General features: G+C 60.4%; 14 protein-coding genes and 1 tRNA gene. 7 read left to right on the plus strand and 8 right to left on the minus strand.

Features of this window, described 5'->3' with window-relative positions; translation table 11 throughout:
* The first annotated feature begins 92 nt into the window (after positions 1–92).
* Positions 93–178: transfer RNA gene (locus U1700_RS01850), tRNA-Leu, on the plus strand.
* 246 nt (positions 179–424) lie between these two features.
* Entirely contained in the window at positions 425–1,630 is a 1,206-nt protein-coding gene (locus U1700_RS01855) for a tyrosine-type recombinase/integrase (RefSeq protein ID WP_332749642.1), read from the plus strand.
* A gap of 222 nt (positions 1,631–1,852) precedes the next feature.
* On the opposite strand, the gene U1700_RS01860 is transcribed toward U1700_RS01855, so the two are convergent.
* The 3 genes from U1700_RS01860 to U1700_RS01870 form a co-directional block, all read right to left on the minus strand.
* Positions 1,853–2,302 carry a hypothetical protein gene (locus U1700_RS01860; protein ID WP_332749644.1) on the minus strand — a complete coding sequence of 150 codons (450 nt, stop codon included), beginning with the start codon at positions 2,300–2,302 and terminating at the stop codon, positions 1,853–1,855.
* 107 nt (positions 2,303–2,409) lie between these two features.
* Positions 2,410–2,661 carry a hypothetical protein gene (locus U1700_RS01865; protein ID WP_332749645.1) on the minus strand — a complete coding sequence of 84 codons (252 nt, stop codon included), beginning with the start codon at positions 2,659–2,661 and terminating at the stop codon, positions 2,410–2,412.
* 12 nt (positions 2,662–2,673) lie between these two features.
* Positions 2,674–4,059 (minus strand): alpha/beta fold hydrolase, encoded by a 1,386-nt coding sequence (locus U1700_RS01870; protein WP_332751089.1) that lies wholly within the window; start codon positions 4,057–4,059, stop codon positions 2,674–2,676.
* Between U1700_RS01870 and U1700_RS01875 the strand changes: the two genes are divergently transcribed.
* From U1700_RS01875 to U1700_RS01885, 3 genes are all read left to right on the plus strand, one after another.
* Positions 3,953–4,261, plus strand: a complete 309-nt coding sequence (locus U1700_RS01875) for a hypothetical protein (protein ID WP_332751156.1) — start codon at positions 3,953–3,955, stop codon at positions 4,259–4,261. The two genes, U1700_RS01870 and U1700_RS01875, sit on opposite strands and share 107 nt — an antisense overlap.
* A gap of 252 nt (positions 4,262–4,513) precedes the next feature.
* Positions 4,514–5,467 carry a dipeptidase gene (locus tag U1700_RS01880; protein WP_332751091.1) on the plus strand — a complete coding sequence of 318 codons (954 nt, stop codon included), beginning with the start codon at positions 4,514–4,516 and terminating at the stop codon, positions 5,465–5,467.
* A gap of 87 nt (positions 5,468–5,554) precedes the next feature.
* Positions 5,555–6,952, plus strand: coding sequence for an MFS transporter (locus U1700_RS01885; protein ID WP_332749647.1), 1,398 nt, complete (start codon positions 5,555–5,557; stop codon positions 6,950–6,952).
* Here U1700_RS01885 and U1700_RS01890 read toward each other — a convergent pair.
* The 5 genes from U1700_RS01890 to U1700_RS01910 are packed head-to-tail and all read right to left on the minus strand — an operon-like array spanning position 6,940 to position 13,581.
* Positions 6,940–8,994 carry a M3 family metallopeptidase gene (locus U1700_RS01890; RefSeq protein WP_332749649.1) on the minus strand — a complete coding sequence of 685 codons (2,055 nt, stop codon included), beginning with the start codon at positions 8,992–8,994 and terminating at the stop codon, positions 6,940–6,942. The two genes, U1700_RS01885 and U1700_RS01890, sit on opposite strands and share 13 nt — an antisense overlap.
* Positions 8,991–9,962, minus strand: a complete 972-nt coding sequence (gene pip / locus U1700_RS01895; protein ID WP_332749651.1) for a prolyl aminopeptidase — start codon at positions 9,960–9,962, stop codon at positions 8,991–8,993. Before pip ends, U1700_RS01890 begins: the two co-directional genes overlap by 4 nt.
* On the minus strand, positions 9,959–10,723 hold the full coding sequence (locus U1700_RS01900; RefSeq protein WP_332749653.1) for an alpha/beta fold hydrolase: 765 nt from the start codon (positions 10,721–10,723) through the stop codon (positions 9,959–9,961). The genes pip and U1700_RS01900 overlap by 4 nt, the downstream gene beginning before the upstream one ends.
* A complete protein-coding gene (locus U1700_RS01905) occupies positions 10,713–12,422 on the minus strand; it encodes a DUF885 domain-containing protein (RefSeq protein WP_332749654.1) in 1,710 nt (569 codons plus the stop codon). The genes U1700_RS01900 and U1700_RS01905 overlap by 11 nt, the downstream gene beginning before the upstream one ends.
* A 1-nt stretch (position 12,423) precedes the next feature.
* The gene (locus tag U1700_RS01910) at positions 12,424–13,581 is read right to left on the minus strand and encodes an alpha/beta fold hydrolase (RefSeq protein ID WP_332749656.1); all 1,158 of its coding nucleotides are present in this window, start codon (positions 13,579–13,581) and stop codon (positions 12,424–12,426) included.
* Between the two features lie 168 nt (positions 13,582–13,749).
* Here U1700_RS01910 and U1700_RS01915 point away from each other — a divergent pair, with 168 nt between their 5' ends.
* Both U1700_RS01915 and U1700_RS01920 read left to right on the plus strand, forming a co-directional pair.
* A complete protein-coding gene (locus tag U1700_RS01915; protein WP_332749658.1) occupies positions 13,750–14,268 on the plus strand; it encodes a TetR/AcrR family transcriptional regulator in 519 nt (172 codons plus the stop codon).
* Between the two features lie 65 nt (positions 14,269–14,333).
* A complete protein-coding gene (locus tag U1700_RS01920) occupies positions 14,334–16,559 on the plus strand; it encodes a TonB-dependent receptor (protein WP_332749659.1) in 2,226 nt (741 codons plus the stop codon).
* The last annotated feature ends 7 nt before the right edge of the window (positions 16,560–16,566 follow it).

Here is a 16,566-nt window from a genome sequence, read left to right on the forward strand (position 1 = left end):
ATCGCGCTCTAGCCTTGCCCCAAGCCGGTTGACAAGCCGCCGATGCCAACGCTAACCGCCCGCCTCTACCCGATTGACGTTCGATGCACCGTGCCCAGGTGGCGGAATGGTAGACGCACCAGCTTCAGGTGCTGGCGGTCGCAAGGCCGTGGAGGTTCGAGTCCTCTCCTGGGCACCATTTGTTCTTTTCATAACCTCCCAAAACACTCGACAAAACGTTTGAAATATGCCACTTTAGCGTTGGTTTTGTCCCGGAGTGTCCGATCCTGTTTCAGTTCATCCCGTCGAAAATGGGGCCATATAAGGGGTCATGAAAGGGGCCATCGGCCTCCTTCCAAACCCGATGGCCCCATTTCTGAGCCAAAGTGCTGAAAAGGTGAGAGCAAACTGCGCTTCTGGTCGCCTAAGGGTGGGGAGACGGCAAATGTCACTAACTGACGTGAAGATTCGAGCACTCAAGGCGGGCGATCGACCGTACAAATCAACGGACGATCGCGGCCTGTACCTTGAGGTCAGTCCAAATTGCACGAAACTATGGCGCTACAGGTATCGCTACTTGGGAAAGGACAAGCGAATCGCGCTTGGTTGCTATCCTGAAGTTGGCCTGGCGGAGGCCCGCCGAAAGCGTGATGAGGTCAAAGGCAAGCTCTACGAAGGTGTTGATCCCGCCGCGGAGCGTAAGCGCGACAAGCTCCTGGCGATTTACAAGGGCGCCAATACGTTCGGTGACTTGGCTCGGGAATACATCGACAAGATGGTGGCCGAGGGGCTGGCGGCCACGACGACGACCAAGGCGAATTGGCTTCTGGAGCAACTAGCGCCGATCGCAGATCAGCCGATTGCAGACCTTAAACCGATTGACGTCCTCGCTGCCCTGAAACGCCAGGAAGCCAAGGGTAAGCTCGAGACCGCCCGCCGCTGCCGCTCGTTCGCGGGTCGTGTCTTTCGCTACGCTGCGGCTACCGGGCGAGCTGAAACCGATCCGACCTCCCTTCTTCGTGGAGCGCTGATCACGCCGAAGACCAAACACCATAGTGCTATCCTTGATCCATCTGCAGTCGGCGAACTTTTGCGGTCGATTGACGCCTATTCGGGCCATCTCATCACCCGCCTTGCGATGAAGCTGTCTCCCCACGTAATGGCTCGCCCCGGCGAGATCAGGCAGGCCCAATGGTCAGAATTCGACTTTGACAAAACGGTCTGGAAAATCCCGGCAGAACGGATGAAGATGCGCAGGCCTCACGCGGTACCGCTGTCGCGACAGGTTCTCGCCTACCTCAACGAGCTTCACCCGCTGACCGGACCGGACGGTTTTGTGTTTCCGGCCTTTTACACCTCGCGGCGACCACTTTGCGAGAATACGATTAACCAAGCGTTTCGCCGAATGGGCTACGCGGTCGGAGAGATCACGGCTCACGGTCTTCGTACCACCGCATCCACCTTGCTAAACGAGAGCGGGAAGTGGAGCCCGGATGCGATCGAGCGCTCCCTTGCCCATGCCGACGCGGATTCAATTCGGGGCACTTATAACCGCGGGTCCTATTGGGAGGAGCGGGTCGCGATGCATCAGTGGTGGAGCGATTACCTCGATGAACTTCGTGATCAAGCAACGATCAACCTAAAAACTTGAACGTGTCAGCTCGTAAGGCGGACGTCATCGCGCGGTCGGCGGCTGGGTCCTCGACGGAAAAGGTTACCGCCAAGCGATGATGGGATTCTTAATAGGCGTGGCGCCGTGTCGAACGAAAAATTGCGCCAAATGTCAATAAGTCTTCCCCTAGTCGGCGATCTAAGAGCGGCCACTTTACGCAGGAAGCAGAAACCAGAGGTCGCCATAAACTGGGCGGATAAATTATTGAACTGGTCCGGACGGATGAACGGCCAACTTCTGCAATACGGTCATCATCGGCTCCTCGCCCACCATAATGGATCCACCACGAGGTCGATCGAGGTCCAGAATGGTGGCGATCGCAAAGGCAAACAGGCCAAAAACTAGATAGCTAGCGACCCTGTTTCGGGAGGAAGTAGACGCTAAAGCGTAGCCGAACAGTCCGGCAACCACGACGCAATAGATAGAAAGGGCTTCGACAACCCTGTCTGGTAGCCTTGCTTCGGCGGCCGCAGCTCGCTGGTCGGCCAGGTCAACGGCGTGATCGACGCCATCGAGTACGAACGATGCAGTCGATGTCCCACGGATCGGCATGACAGCTGCAAGGGCAGTCTGAATAAGCGGAACGGACAGGTCTTCCGCCTTTCGCTCGAGTTGATGGCGCTGCTCATCAACATCGCTTGTGCCCGCCATAGCGCGCGCTGCGACATAATCATGTAGGCGGCTCGTCAATGCATCGCGAGCAGGGTTATCGAGCAGCTGAATACGTTGTGCCGCTGTGCTCAGCGCACTTGCCTCGGTTATAACAAGTTCTCGCGGTGGTCGAAGCGACTGAGAGACAGGGAGAACGCGAAGCCGATCAACAAGGACAGCAGGCCAAGTGCAACCGACAAGAGCACGTTGGCGTCACCGTTCGTGTCCGGGTTGGCTTCATGACGACGAGCGGCGACGTGACTCGCATAGGCTCCCAGCTCGCGAGCGAGGACCATTGCGATAAACAGCGCCAGTCCCGCGAGGAGAAGCGGCGCATGGGCGAAGAAATGACCGATCACTGAGATGTCAGGCTAAAAATGACCGCAGTTACTCGGAGCGGGCGTGCCTGAGAAGCGCGCAGCCGCCCAGGTCAGGGTCGCCGCTGCAGTATCCTTCGCGCTCGTCTCATGGCCTTGGCCCGAGATCGGCAGATACTGAAGGCGTCCGCCGTTTCGACACACGCGGCTTGCGAACGCCCGGGTGACCTTGGGATCGACAATCTTGTCGTTGGGGTTCTGGGCGATCAGCAGCGGCACGCCCGTCAGTGAGGCCGAAACGCTATTCCGGCGCGCAAAGTCAGACCAAGGCGCGATCGTCCCGAGATCGACGTTTTGAAGGCTCTTCCGCAGCGCGAGAACGCCGAGCATGGTCCCAAGTCGCGGCTTTTTGCCGAGCTCGACACAATTGTTTTGCGCAAGCCGAGTGATGATCCCCTGTGTGGATCGATTACCGAGGTTGGCGAGCGGTGCTCCGTAATGACGAGACCAGCTATAGGCGGTGAATGCGGTGAGGAAGGCACGAACCGAGGGATCGCTTCCTGCACGCAGATTTGCGGCCAGGTCGGTGGGAGGTGCGGCTGCAACGACACCAAGTAGCTGCAGGTCGGGGGCATAAGTTCGTGCCCGCTGCGCAGTCCATAACGCGGCGTGCCCGCCCTGCGACTCTCCCCACACCACGAAGCGAGATCCGCTGGCAGCACCCGCTATCTGTCGCGCCGCACGGACGGCATCGAGAGTGGAGTTGGCGGCTTCGATGCCGCCAAGATAGGCATGAGACGTCGGATTACCGAGCCCGGGGTAGTCGGGGGCGACGATCACGAAGCCGCGCCGCATGGCGTCACTAAGGCCGGGAGTGGCCGCAAAGAAGTTAGCGCTGCGCGACGGAGCGCACTGCTCCGCGACACCCCAAGTGCCGTGAGTCCAGGCTAGCACTGCTCGTGATTTCGCCGGAATTGCTTCGCGGGGGGCAACGACCATCCCGGTCACTTCAATCGGCTGACCTTGATCGCTTGTTGTCCAATAGCGGATCCGCCAAGCCTGAGCGCCGACAGGCGTTTCGACCACTGGATCCGAGTGGCTGAGTGTCCCTGGTGGTGCCGCAGGGGCGGCAACGGCCGTCGCAGTCGATGCGAGCACCAAGATAACACGATTTACGAAACCCATGGCGATTCCCTCTGTACTGCTGGCGCAGAATGCGGTTCTTCCCCCGAGGTGGCAAGCCAGTTCCGCACTTGCAACGACCGCGGAACAAATGCCAAGTGGGAAGCGGGCATGAGGGTCGCTCGGCAAGAACTTGACGTAGGAACGAAGCATGTACAAATACGCGCTTGTTTTGGCACTGGTCTTTGCTTCAAGCCTCGCTGCGTCCACGCCGGAGAGCTGGAAACAGCTTGATCGTAAGTCGGGCCGCACATGCATAGCTATCAGCGGCCTAGCCAGGCCTGAATTGCTAGCATTCAAAAACAGCTTTTCGGACGTTATCGGCATCGATTTGCGGATGATCCGTGGACGCGATGCCAAGGGGCACATGAAACGCTTGCTTTGCGCCTACAACCGCAGCTCGGGGCGTGCCGAAATTCAAGACGGGAAAAACTGGCTGGGACCGACGGTGCAGCCGTGACGCTTCATTTTTCAGGTGCTGGCGTTGTCGGACATTATTTGAGTGACCGAAAAACCGGGTGTCATCCAGTTGTAGCTCTCATTGGCATGCGCCCTGATGTGCGACCCTCTTTTGACGAGCTTGGCATGAAAGGCGGTCGCACGAGAATGTGGAGCTTGTTCTTCAGGCCGGCGAAATTAAAGTCGTAAAAAACGGAAAGCGCTGTCCATGACGACGACCCCAGACGAAGCCGGCCCGGATGCGCTGCATAGCATGATCATCTGGAATAATCACGGCTGCATGCCGTTGCGGCCCGATGATACGAGCTTCTTGCCTAAGCTAGAAGATGTCCGTGCCGCCGGAGTGGATATCCTCAGCCTAAACGTCGGGTTTGGGCCTACGGGGCCGGACGAACACCTGGCCATGTTGCGCAGTTTCACGGACTGGCTGGACTGTCGAACGGACGATTACTTGATCGTCAGATCCTCAAGCGACGTCGCGGCTGCGAGGGCGAGCGGCAAACTTGGAATAATCTTCGACGTCGAGGGAATGGCTCCGCTGAACAATGGGCGGATCGATCTGGTCGAGACGTTTCGAGCGGCCGCTGTCGGTTGGATGCTGATCGCTTATAATCGCGCAAATGATGCCGGCTCCGGTTGCTACGACGAAGTCGATACCGGACTGACTCAGTATGGCCGCGACGTCATCGATGAAATGCGACGGGTGGGCATGATTCTTTGCTGCTCTCACACCGGGCGGCGGACGGCGATCGAGGCGATCGAACATGCTGGAATGCCGGTCATCTTTTCGCACTCAAACGTCCGCGCGCTCGACGATCATGCGCGCAACATTCCGGATGAATTGATCGACGCGTGCGCCGCGAGTGGCGGGGTCGTGGGAATCAACGGTCTCGGCGTCTTCCTCGGCGGGAATGCGACTCCCGAACGCGTCGCCGATCATGTTGAATATGTCGCGACCCGCGTGGGTGACGATCACGTGGGCCTTGCACTAGATTATGTCTTCGATCGCAACGAGCTGGAGGAATATCTGGCGAAGATGCGGCACACCTTCCCCGATGACGATCCGACCGACGCGCTGGCAATGCTCGACGACAGCCATATTGCCCTTGTCGCGCACGAGCTGAAAAGGCGCGGTTTCGGCACCGACTCACTTGCAAAGATCCTCGGCGGGAATTGGCAAAGGGTCGCCGCTCAGGTGTGGCACTAGGCTCCACCATTTCATAGTTGCGATACACCCCTGTATCGGGCATTGTCGGGCAGCCTAATCGTGATGGATTGGTAGGGGGCTCGCCGCATGGACGCTTCGGACTTGGCTGATCAATTGACGCCGCGAACAAGCGCGGCAAACGGCTGGTACGGGCTCGGCATAATTGCACTTGCGTCGATCGTTGGGTCGATCGTTGCCAAGGGGGTCATACCCCTGATCAGCGAGTCCCTTCGGATATCTCTCAGGCTCACGGACCAGCACCTAGGACTCATCAATGGCCTTGCGCTGACCTTCATTACGGCAATCGCGACGATTCCAGTTGGCTGGCTTGCCGACAAGATGGACCGGCGCTGGCTTCTCTCTATCTGTGTCATGATCTGGTCGGCGGGCAGCGTTGCCTTTGGCCTGTCGACCCATTTTCCGGCGCTGTTCGTCGCCGCGATGGCGATCGGTCTGGGCGAAGCCGTACTCGGGCCGGTGACTTATTCAATGATCCCCGACCTGTTTCCGCGGTCGAAATGGGTTGCAGTCAATAGCGTGTTCGTCGCAACCGTTCTCGTGGGTAGCTACGTCGGCATGGGTCTCGCGGGCACCTTGCTCGGCTTCGTGACGAACAACCGCGGGGCGGTTCCGGCGATCGTCGCTGGACTTGAGCCGTGGCGGATCGCGATGCTGGTCGTGGCGACGGGCGGCCCATTGCTGGCGCTAATGCTCCTGTTCCTGAGGCTGGAGCGGATAACACTGCCCGGTGTGCCCATGGCGACGAACAGGGACGTGATCGATCATTTTAAGACGCACGCCCGCGCGCTTACGGGAATCTTCTTCGGGTTCGGCGTTAGCTATGCCGCGTTCGGAGCCAACGGGGTGTGGAGCCCGGTGATCGTTCAACGCGTTTTCGGTGCGGACCCCGCGAATATCGGTCAAGTCCTGGGCTACGGCAGTGCGGTCTGTTCACTAGTTGGCGTATTTATGGGTGTCCTGCTCGCCCGAAGGTTTCGGCCGCGTTACGGCGACCAGACGGCTCTTATGATTGCCCAGTGGGCGCTACTGGGTGGCTTGATCGTCGCTTTGTTTATGCCTTTCGCGCAAACTGTGACGCAATATTATACGATAGTGCTCGTCAAACTTGGCTTGACCTTCATGGCGACCTCGCTTGCACCGACAGTGCTTCAGCTAATCGCCCCGGCGCGAATGCGCGGCCGGGTAATTGCCATCGGTGGGATGGTCACGATCCTCTTCGGCTCGATTATGCCATTGATGGTCGGCACGCTGTCCGCCGCTTTTGCCGGACCGCGCGGAATATTGAACGCTATGTCGGCGGTGGTCATTCCCTCATTTGCGGTCGGTCTGCTCTTCCTTTGGTGGGGGTCGAAGGCGGTGCCCGCGACGCTGCGTGCGGTTGAGGTGGCCGACGCGGGCGAGGTGTCGCCGACTGACGGCGAGCCCCACGAGACGGGTGCCGCCGAAGCTCTTCAGGCGGGGTGAAGTCCGAAGCGCCGCACGAGCGCTGCCGGGTCCGGATCCCGTCCCCGGAAATTCCGGAACGCCTCGGCCGCTGGGCGCATGCTGCCGACACTGAGCAGCTCGTCGTGCCAGCGCATCGCGACCGCCCGGTCATAGATTCCCTCTTCCGCTGTGTCGAAGGCTTCGAGTACTTCCGCAACCATGACGTCGGCCCACAGGTAGGAATACAGGCCAGCGGCATAGGCGTCGGTGAAGCTATGGTGCTGCGCAGGTAATTTGAAGACGGGGTCGATCGCCTGCGGCATTTGGAGCCTGGCATAAACCTGCTGTTCTATCGACAGCGCGTCGACCGGCTCTCCCGAAGCCGCGAGATAGACCTGGAGGTCGACGATTGCCGGAGCCAGATAGGGAAGGGTCACGCTGGTCACTCGCTCATCATCTCGCACCGCGATCAAGGAATCGATCAGCGCAACAGGCATCGGGTCGCCGGTTCGGTAATGGCGCGCATGCCGGCGCAACAGCTCGGCATCGTAAAGCCAACGCTCGTTTAGCTGCGACGGCAATTCGACGAAGTCCCATTCAACGTGGATACTTCCGAGCGACGGATAGGGCGCCCGGCTGAGCAGCATGTGGAGTGCGTGCCCGAACTCGTGAAACAGGACGTTGGCGATCTCCCACCCCATCAGGGCCGGACCGTCGTCGCCCGGTTGCTCGATGTTCGCGCAGATGACGGACAAGGGCGGGAGACGCTCTTCCAGCCCTTCGGCCTGACGTAGCTCCTGCTGCCATGCGCTCGGCATCTTGCCCGGCCGCGCGAACAAATCGAGGTACAGAACTCCGACAAGCTCGCCGGACCGGCTCACCTCATAGACGCGCACCTCAGGATCAAGCACTGGCACCGTGTCGAGCTTCCGGAACAACAATCCATGCAAGCGGTTCGCCACGTCAAACAGCGCGGCAATCACATTGTCCGCTTTCAAATATTCGCGCACCGCCCTGCTGTCGAAGTGGAAACGCCGTTCGCGCAGGCGCTCGGCATAATAGAGATAATCGTGCGGCCCGATCGCTTCGATCAGGCCATCCTCTTTCGCAAGCTCCTGCATTTCCGTGAGCCGTGCCAGCGCGTCCCTGTGCGCCGGTCCCCAAATGGCCTTCAACTGCGCGAGCGCTCGTTCAGGAGTCTGGGCCATGCGCGCCGAAGTCACTAGATGGGCGAAGCTCTGAAAGCCGAGTAGGCGTGCTTTTTCGCCGCGAAGAGTGACGACTTCCGCCACCAGTACTCGATTGTCCAATTGGTCCCCGTGGGCGTTGCGTGCCGCCCACATGTCGCGCATCCGCTCGCGAAGGCCGCGGTGCCGGGAGCTTTGCAAAACCGTCCATACGACCGCACGCCGGTTGGCGAAGGCCCATTCGCCGCCACGGTCGTTGGCCTGCGCCAGTTGCGCGGCGCACTCGACCGTCTCGGTGGGAAGGCCGTTCAGCTCTTCCGCGTCGCTTACCCACAACATTCGCTGACCTTCGCCCAGTTCCCGTTCGTGAAACTGGGATTGCTTGTCTGCAATCAACTGGTTGATTTCGATAAGCCGAGCCCGCCGGTCCGGCGCCAGCCCCGCGCCCTGCCGCCTGAGGCGATCACGCGTTACTTCCACCAGTCGCGCCTGGTTCTCGTCCAGCCGCTCGCCACCGGCGCTCACCGCTTCAATACGTGCGAACAGCACATCGTTGAGAGCGATTTCGTCAGCCAGTTCCGCGACGAGTGAGGACAGGCGCCTGCCGACAGCAGGCATCTCGCCCAGCGCAGCGGTGTTGGTCATCAACGAGCGGATGGCCTCTGCATTTCGCAAGGAACGGCCACTTTCCTCGAGTGCCTGCACCGTGTTGCCGAAAGTCGCCGCGTCGAAACTGGAGCAGATCGCCGAGATCGCGCAGCGCTTTTCCTCGATGGCAGTCATCACGGCTTTTTCGATCAGTTCGGGCGTGACTTGATCGAGCGGAGGAAGGCCTCCAATTGGCCCCGGCCATGGACCAAGCAAATGCCGTATTGCGTCTGGTGAAGTGCTCACGAAATCCACTCTTTCATGCGCTCGTTTGCGGCCAGAAATGCGGCAGCGGAGGAGGGGTCGGCAATGCCATGAGCGCCGTCCGCGACGATCGTCAGATTGGACCCGGGCCACGCCTTGTGCAACGTCCATGCCGCTTCGCAGGGGGTCGTCACGTCGTAGCGCCCCGCAACCAGTTCACAGGGAAGATGAGCAATGCGGTGGAGGTTCATCAAAATCTCGTCAGGCTCGAGGAAGAAGCCGTGAACCGCGTAATGGACGAACAGGCGCGCCAGCGGCAGTGCAACGTCCGGGTCGTCGTAGGAAGCGGCCAGTTCGGACCTCGGCACGATGTTCACCGTACCCGCCGAATAAATGCAAAGGGCTTTCGCGGCGGGGAGATGGACAGCCGGGTTTGGATCGATCAGGAGTTGGTAATAACCGCCAAGCGGATCGCCGCGGAGGTTAAGCGGGAGCGCCTCCATCAGGCCATCGTGCGCCTCGGGAAACAGCATGCCGGCCCCGCGCCACCACCAATCCATCTCGTGCGGCCGCCCAAGTGTGATCCCCGCAAGGGAAAAGCCCAAGCAGCGTCCGGCAAAGCGTTCTCCGTATGCGAGCGCGAGCTTGCTTCCCCAACTGCCCCCGCTCACAAGCCAGCGCTCGACGCCGACAAGTGTCCGCAACAACTCGATGTCTGCGATCAGCGACTGCGTCGTATTGCCGGCCGTTTCCGCCAACGGCCGCGAATTTCCGCAGCCCCGCTGATGCATCACGATCAGACGATAAAAGTCGGGATCATAGAAGCGGCGATGCCAGGGCCTGGCCGGCGCACCGGGACCACCATGCAAGAACAGCACCGGGACGCCGTCGCGTCGGCCGCTCGCCTCCCACCAGATATTGTGCCCGTCGCTCACGTTGAGCATGCCGGAAGCATCGGACTCTACGATCGGGTAGAGGAAATGAAGCGGATCGTTCGAGGGGCTTGTCATGCCAGTGCCTCGTCGAGGAAGGGGCGAAGCAGCGGAATCACCAGTTCGGCATTGATCCCGACTTCGTGCCCCTCGCCCGCGATCTCGCTCACCCGCCAGCCGAGCTGTTCCAGTTCCGAACGAGTTTTGCGGATGGTCGAGGCGATTGACACTGCATGTCCCTCCTCGACCAGATCGCCATTCCCCCCGAAGTAGACGAGCCGCGGACACTTGATCGCCTCGACACTCGCGCGCTCGTCCCAGTGGCCGACAAAGCTGCGGTAGAATGCGTCCCACTGCCGATACTGGTCCGCCGATCGAAGGACCCGCATCGCGCCAGAGTCGACACTGCCGATCCGCTCGCAAACCGCCGCCCAGATTGCCGGATACGGAGCATCGAGTGGCGGCCAGCCGCCAATTGCCAAGGCAGTCAGGCGGGGCGTCCGCGCGGCGAGCTGGAGCCCGGCGGCAGCGCTCCACGAATAGCCGTGATAGGCAAAGCGGTCGAAGCCGGCATGCGACGCGACACTGAGAAGATCCTGCGCGACCCGGTCGGCGGACAGGTCGTCGGGCACGATGTCCCGGCTTTGGCCATTACCGGGATAATCCATGACGAGTATCGCGTAACGGTCGGACAAAGCGGCGAGAAAGGCATCTCGGGCATCTGCCGCTGCGTCACCGAGCATGTCGCGTTGCGATGCAAACCACGGCAGGCCCGTAACTAGCGGAACGCCGCTCCCGTGCACCTCATAATAGACGCCGCTGACGGGATCATGCGGCAAGGGAATTTACTTTCTGCTCTTCGATCCAGTCATCGACGATCATCTCGAGCACCGGCAGGCTGACCGCCCCGCCGCTGATGATGGCGGCATGAAAGTCCCTGACGGAAAAGTGGCTACCTAGCGCCCGTTCCGCTCGCGTGCGCAATTCGCGCATCTTGAGATTGCCGATCTGATAGGCAAGCGCCTGCGCCGGCAAGGCGACATACCGGTCCACTTCCTGCGCGATCGTCTCTTCGGGCAGGGCGACGTGCTTTGCAAAGTAGCCGATTGCCTGTTCACGCGACCAGTTGTGCCAGTGCAGCCCGGTATCGACGACGAGGCGCACGGCGCGCCACATTTCCATCTGCAAGCGGCCAAAGTGCTGATCGAGCGTCTCGTAAAGCCCCATCTCGATACCAAGCGTCTCGCAGTAAAGTGCCCAGCCTTCGACCAGCACCGTATATTTGACCGCGCCGTTGCGTCGGAACGCGGGCAGCTTGTCCGCCTCCTGGAGCATGGCGATGTGCATGAGATGGCCGGGCCATGCCTCATGCAGCGCGAGTGGCAAGTGCATGTAAGTTGGACAGCGCTCGGGTAGCGAGGTGACCCAGAAAATGCCCGCCGTGCTATTATCCGCCGGGCTCGGCTGGGCATAGGCAGGCGGCATGCTTGCGGCGAGCGTAGGGGGCATGCTTTCCACGCCGTAGGTGATCCGTGGCAGGCGCTTGAAGAAAGCCGGAATGCGCCGGTCGATCCGCTTGCACAGTGCCTCCAGTTGCTCACGAAGGCGCTCGGGATCGTCGATGACGAACTCGGGGCTGGTTGACAGATGCTCGCGGTAGGCTTCCATGGATGCAAACCCCGCCTTAACTGAGACGGTGTCCATTTCCCCGGCGATTCGCGCGACTTCGTTCAAGCCCAGTTGATGGATTTCGTCCGGACTCATGTCAGTCGTCGTGAAATAGCGGACGAACGACTGATAATAAGTCCGGCCATTGGGCGCATCGGTGCAGGAAAGCGTCTCGCGGGCAGCGGCCGACATCGGGCCGGCCAGGAAGTCGGAATAGGCGCGCAGTGCCGGCTGGACGACCTCTTCGATCACCGACGCTGCGCGTTCGGCCGCTTCATCGAATTCGCCTCCGTGGATCGCGGCTCGCTTGAACGGTCCGTACCAGGCGGTTTCGCGTGGGTTGCCGCCGCCAAGCGCACGGATCGCGGGGAGCGCGGCCTCCAGCACGGTTCGGGGATAGCGGTGCCCCGCCTCCAGCCCCGCCGCCAGGCTCGCTCGAATGTCACCCAGAAAACCCTCAATGGAACGAAGCCGCTCGACATAAAGCGCGGCATCCTCCGCGCTCGATAGCGCGGTCGAATTCGCGAAGAAGATGGTGTTAAACTCGGGGCCTGCAGGCAGCAGCCAAGGCTTGAGATGAGCCTGAACGGAGAATTGTTCGCGCACAGCGTTCAGTTCGCGGCGAAGGAGGCCATGGGTGATCCGGTCTCCTGGAAGAAGCTCCTGCTGAAAAATCTTGTCGAGTTCCGACAGCATGTCCGCCGCTGCCCGGTCGCGCCGCGCAGCATCCGCTGGCGACGCGCGAAACAGATATGTGGCGTCGCTTGGCTCGCCTGCCAACACCGCGGTAAGCGTCGACTCCTCGCATTCTTGCTTCCAGTAGCGCTCGGCAAGCTCTGCAAGCCGCTGACCCGGGGTGCGTTCAATCAACCTATTTCTCCCTGTTGTTCTGGCCGTGCCGGATCGCTTCCTCGACGACCCCAATGACGAACTCTGGTGTTTCATAGACGAACTGGTGCGTGGTACCGAAAGGGGTCATGATGCGCCGCGCATTGGACGAGATTGCGAGATAGCGCTCACGGCTGCGGGCGAAGAACCGGACCATGCGCTCCTGCTCTTTACCAGCGCCCGCGACCTCCTTTTCCGCTATGACCTCCGATGCATTTCCCGGCGCAACCAGCCAGACCGGCATATCGCCAAGGTCGCCGTCATAGACCATAGTTTCCCACCCACGATCGGCGATCGTGGGACCAGCCAGATCTTGATAGCTCGAATAGTTGGCGAACTGACTGCCCGCGCTGACCTCGACGGCACGGAGCGTGTCGAGCGCTGGCCCAAGCGCCCGCTCGAACCGCTCCGTCGCGGCGGAATGTCCGGCGGCTTGGCTTCGTTTCCGGGAAAGGTCGGCCGGGATGCCGACGAGGCGCAGCAGGCCGCTCAACAACGCGTCGCGACGCATTGCTCGCAAGGCCTCAAGACGCGGTCCGAAAACAATGGTTTCGAGCGGAGTGGCGTCGAGCAGTATCAGGACCGCCACGAGTTCGGGATGCCGGCGCGCGATGTTGGCCGCAAGCAAGCCGCCGAAAGAATATCCGACGAGGACGAACGGACCCGCTTCGCCGGCCTCGCGCAGAGCGTTGGGAATTTCATCGGCCTCCTGCTCCGTGCGCCGAGGAAAGCTGCCTGTGTCGCTCCAGCCGGTGCCCAGCCGATCGACGAGGATCGACCGTGTCTTGCCGCGAAGTGCCCGGTGAAGATGATCCATTGTCAGTCCGGCAGAGTGAGCGCCACCGAACCAGACGACCGGATAGGTCCCGTCCTCCTGTCCCTCGGCGTAGACGTGTACGCGTGCTTTACCTAGTTTAACGAGTGTTCCTGGTGGGGGATGGCGGAGCCGCGCGCGGCCCAATCGAAGCAGGTGGATGCATCCGCCGACGATGAGCAGAAACCCAAGCAGCGCAACGAGGATGCCGAGCGCGAAAGCCGAAGAATGACGGGCGAAAAGCGACAGGCCCGCGCAGGCCAGAACGGCCCCGACCGCCACTGCGAGCCACTCACGGCTCAAGATCAAGAGCAGTCGATCGGACATTCAATCAATACAGCCTTGTATCGCGAAAAGGTCAAGCGCACTGATGCAGCTTGTCAGCGGATGATCCAAGGGCGATGTTTGGGCTGGCTCTAACAAGGCGAACCTGTGGCAACCCCATCCAAACCTGTAGCGGAGGACCAGCCTGCTCCCCTGGAGCATGACTGGCTGATGGCTGCCCTCAAGATGCTCATCGAGGGGGGCGTGGCCTCCCTGCAGATTAACGCCCTCGCCCAACGGCTAGGTGTCACCCGCGGCGGGTTCTACTGGCGATTTCGCAATCGCCAAGACCTGCTCAATCATCTTCTCGACCATTGGGAAAGCACCAATAGCCGCAATTTTCTTGTCGCGCTTGAGCGCTCGGGCACGCCCAAGGAGCGGTACCGGCGGTTGGTCCGCCTTTTCATTGACGAAAAAGACTTCAATCCTGCGCTTGACGGCGCCGTGCGGCAATGGGGAAGCATCGATCAGGCGGTTCGCGCTCGCGTTCGGGAGAATGACGAGCAACGGATCGCAGCCCTGCAAAAGCTGTTTCTCGAGGCAGGGCAGGAAACGGATGAGGCGATGATCCGGGCAAGAATCGTCTACTTTCATCAGGTCGGCTATTACACGCTTGGCCTCGAAGAGACGCGCGCCCGCCGGCTGACCCTTATCCCGCTCTACGACCGCATCCTGACCGGACTTGACTGATCGATTCCCAGCCGACCAGCTTGAATATATTCGATACAAGGGTGTATTGACCTTTTGACGCGAAGGTGACACTTTTGTTCGTGTCATTCGCGCAGGAGGGGGATTCAATGCGACTCAAGGGACCAGGATATAGCGTCGCGATGCTGCTTGCCGGGACTTGCTTCGTCACCCCGGCACTGGCGCAAGACAAAAAGGTGATCCCGCCGTCGAGCCAGATGCCAGCGGCTGCTGACGGCACGACGCAAGACAATGGCGACCGCGCGCCAGGGGATATCGTGGTCACCGCGCAGCGCCGGGCGCAGCGGCTGATCGATGTGCCTATTTCGATTTCAACCTTCACTGCCAAGGATATTGCCAATCGTGGCGTCACGACCTTGAGCGAACTTCAGGCGTCGGTCCCGGGCCTGCGCATCGTCGATATCGGACCCGGATCGCAGCGGATCCAGCTGCGCGGCATTTCTCAATATCTCGGCCTGCCGACGGTGGGGAACTATATCGACGAATTCTCCGTCAATAGTGAGGGAGCGTCCGGCTCGGCCGAAATTCGTCTGCTCGATATGGATCGGGTCGAGGTGCTCCGAGGCCCGCAGCCCGCGCTTTACGGCGAGGGCTCGATGGGCGGAACGATCCGCTACGTTACAGCATCCCCCAAGCTCGACCGGACGTCCGGCGAATTCGTGAATGAAATCTCGTCAGTGAAAGATGGCGAAATCGGCTTCCGCACCGAAGGCGTTTTGAACCTGCCGCTGGTTACCAATGAGGTCGGCCTGCGTATCGCGGCCGCCCGCGAGACCGTGCCAGGCTACGCCGACGCCACTTTTGGCAAGAATGGAAACGACCAGGATACGACCGTCGTCCGCGGCAAATTGCTGATCCGCCCAACCGCCGCCCTATCGATTTCGCTACTCGGTCTGTATCATAAGTCGGATCAGGACGTGAAAAATTACAGCCTAAAAAATCGCACGACTGAGCAAATCGTGCCGTCGCCAATATCTCAACGCTACGCCCTGTCCAATCTAGTCGCTTCCTATGACTTTGGCCCTGTCACGCTCCTCAGCTCGACCGGCTACCTCGATCAAAAGTCGCGTAGCGTCGATGACTCTGGGCGCTTCTTCAATCAGCTGTTCGGCGCGCCGCTGCTTCGCACGGCGGTCACTGATACGCGCGGCCGATTCAAGCGTTTCGCTCAGGAAGTCAGGCTGTCCTCCAACGGGCATGGCCCGCTCCAGTATCTGGTCGGCGCCAGCTATTCCGATGCCAAGACGAGCAGCAAAATCGATGGCAACGGAGAGTCGCTCGTTCCCGGGCTACCGGCCAGCGCGCTTGGCGTGGTGTTCAACCTGAACTCTGCTACACGGTCGAAGGTTTGGGCACTCTTCGGAAACCTAAACTACGACATTACGGACCGTCTCAACATCGGGGTCGGCGGGCGTTTCTTCCGCGACCGGCGCTCGGTCGACAGCGTTTTCACTCTAATTGGCTTTCCCGTTCCGCCGAGCATTGCGCAGGCATCGGGCGCATTCCATAGCTTCAATCCCAGAGCCGACATCACATTCAAAACGTCAAAAAACGGAATTATTTACGCCAATGCCGCCAAGGGTTTCCGCAGCGGCGGTTTTAATCAGGTAGTCGACCCGACGACCCCGGCGACTTTCGGCCCCGAAAAGCTCTGGAGCTACGAGGTAGGAACTCGCCAGGGCCTGATGAATAATCGCATCCTCATTGAGGCTGCAGTTTATTACAACGACTACAAGGGTATTCAGGCAACCATCATCCAGTCGGGCGCCACCCTCGCCGGGACTCGCAATGCCGGTAAGGCCAACGGCTTTGGGTCGGATTTTACGCTAATTGCGAAGCCACGACGCGATCTCAGCCTGAGTGCTACAATTGGCTGGAACGATGTGAAGTACAAGACTCTTTCGCCGGACCGCCGTCCCGGCGATCCGCTGGACCAGGTGCCCCGCTGGACCTGGTCCACATCCATCGATTACACGCCACAGTTGCGCGAAGGGCTTGGCTTGGTTTTCCACGCGGACGCCGGTTACACACGCAAAGCCTCGATCATCCTGCGCAACTTCGAGCCGTTGGGCCTTCAGCCGGTGTTCTTCTCCGAGTCCCGAGTGATTGCGAACGCGCGTGCCGGGATTAATGTGCGCAATGCAGAACTGTATGTTTTCGCGAACAATATTTTTGATGAGAACAAGATCATCAACCCTGCCTTTGGTGCATTCTTCGAACCCATCCGCACTCGCCCGCGAACGCTGGGGTTCGGCATGCGAATCCAGTACTGAACTTCAC

The sequence above is a fragment of the Sphingomonas sp. RB1R13 genome, assembly GCF_036663775.1.
GTDB lineage: Bacteria > Pseudomonadota > Alphaproteobacteria > Sphingomonadales > Sphingomonadaceae > Sphingomicrobium.

Excerpts from the sequence above, each read along its gene's own strand:
- U1700_RS01855 (WP_332749642.1), top strand. The coding sequence starts at position 425 with ATGTCACTAACTGACGTGAAGATTCGAGCACTCAAGGCGGGCGATCGA.
- U1700_RS01860 (WP_332749644.1), bottom strand. The coding sequence starts at position 2,302 with ATGGCGGGCACAAGCGATGTTGATGAGCAGCGCCATCAACTCGAGCGA.
- U1700_RS01875 (WP_332751156.1), top strand. The coding sequence starts at position 3,953 with ATGTACAAATACGCGCTTGTTTTGGCACTGGTCTTTGCTTCAAGCCTC.
- U1700_RS01870 (WP_332751089.1), bottom strand. The coding sequence starts at position 4,059 with ATGCATGTGCGGCCCGACTTACGATCAAGCTGTTTCCAGCTCTCCGGC.
- U1700_RS01880 (WP_332751091.1), top strand. The coding sequence starts at position 4,514 with ATGATCATCTGGAATAATCACGGCTGCATGCCGTTGCGGCCCGATGAT.
- U1700_RS01885 (WP_332749647.1), top strand. The coding sequence starts at position 5,555 with ATGGACGCTTCGGACTTGGCTGATCAATTGACGCCGCGAACAAGCGCG.
- pip (WP_332749651.1), bottom strand. The coding sequence starts at position 9,962 with ATGACAAGCCCCTCGAACGATCCGCTTCATTTCCTCTACCCGATCGTA.
- U1700_RS01910 (WP_332749656.1), bottom strand. The coding sequence starts at position 13,581 with ATGTCCGATCGACTGCTCTTGATCTTGAGCCGTGAGTGGCTCGCAGTG.
- U1700_RS01915 (WP_332749658.1), top strand. The coding sequence starts at position 13,750 with ATGGCTGCCCTCAAGATGCTCATCGAGGGGGGCGTGGCCTCCCTGCAG.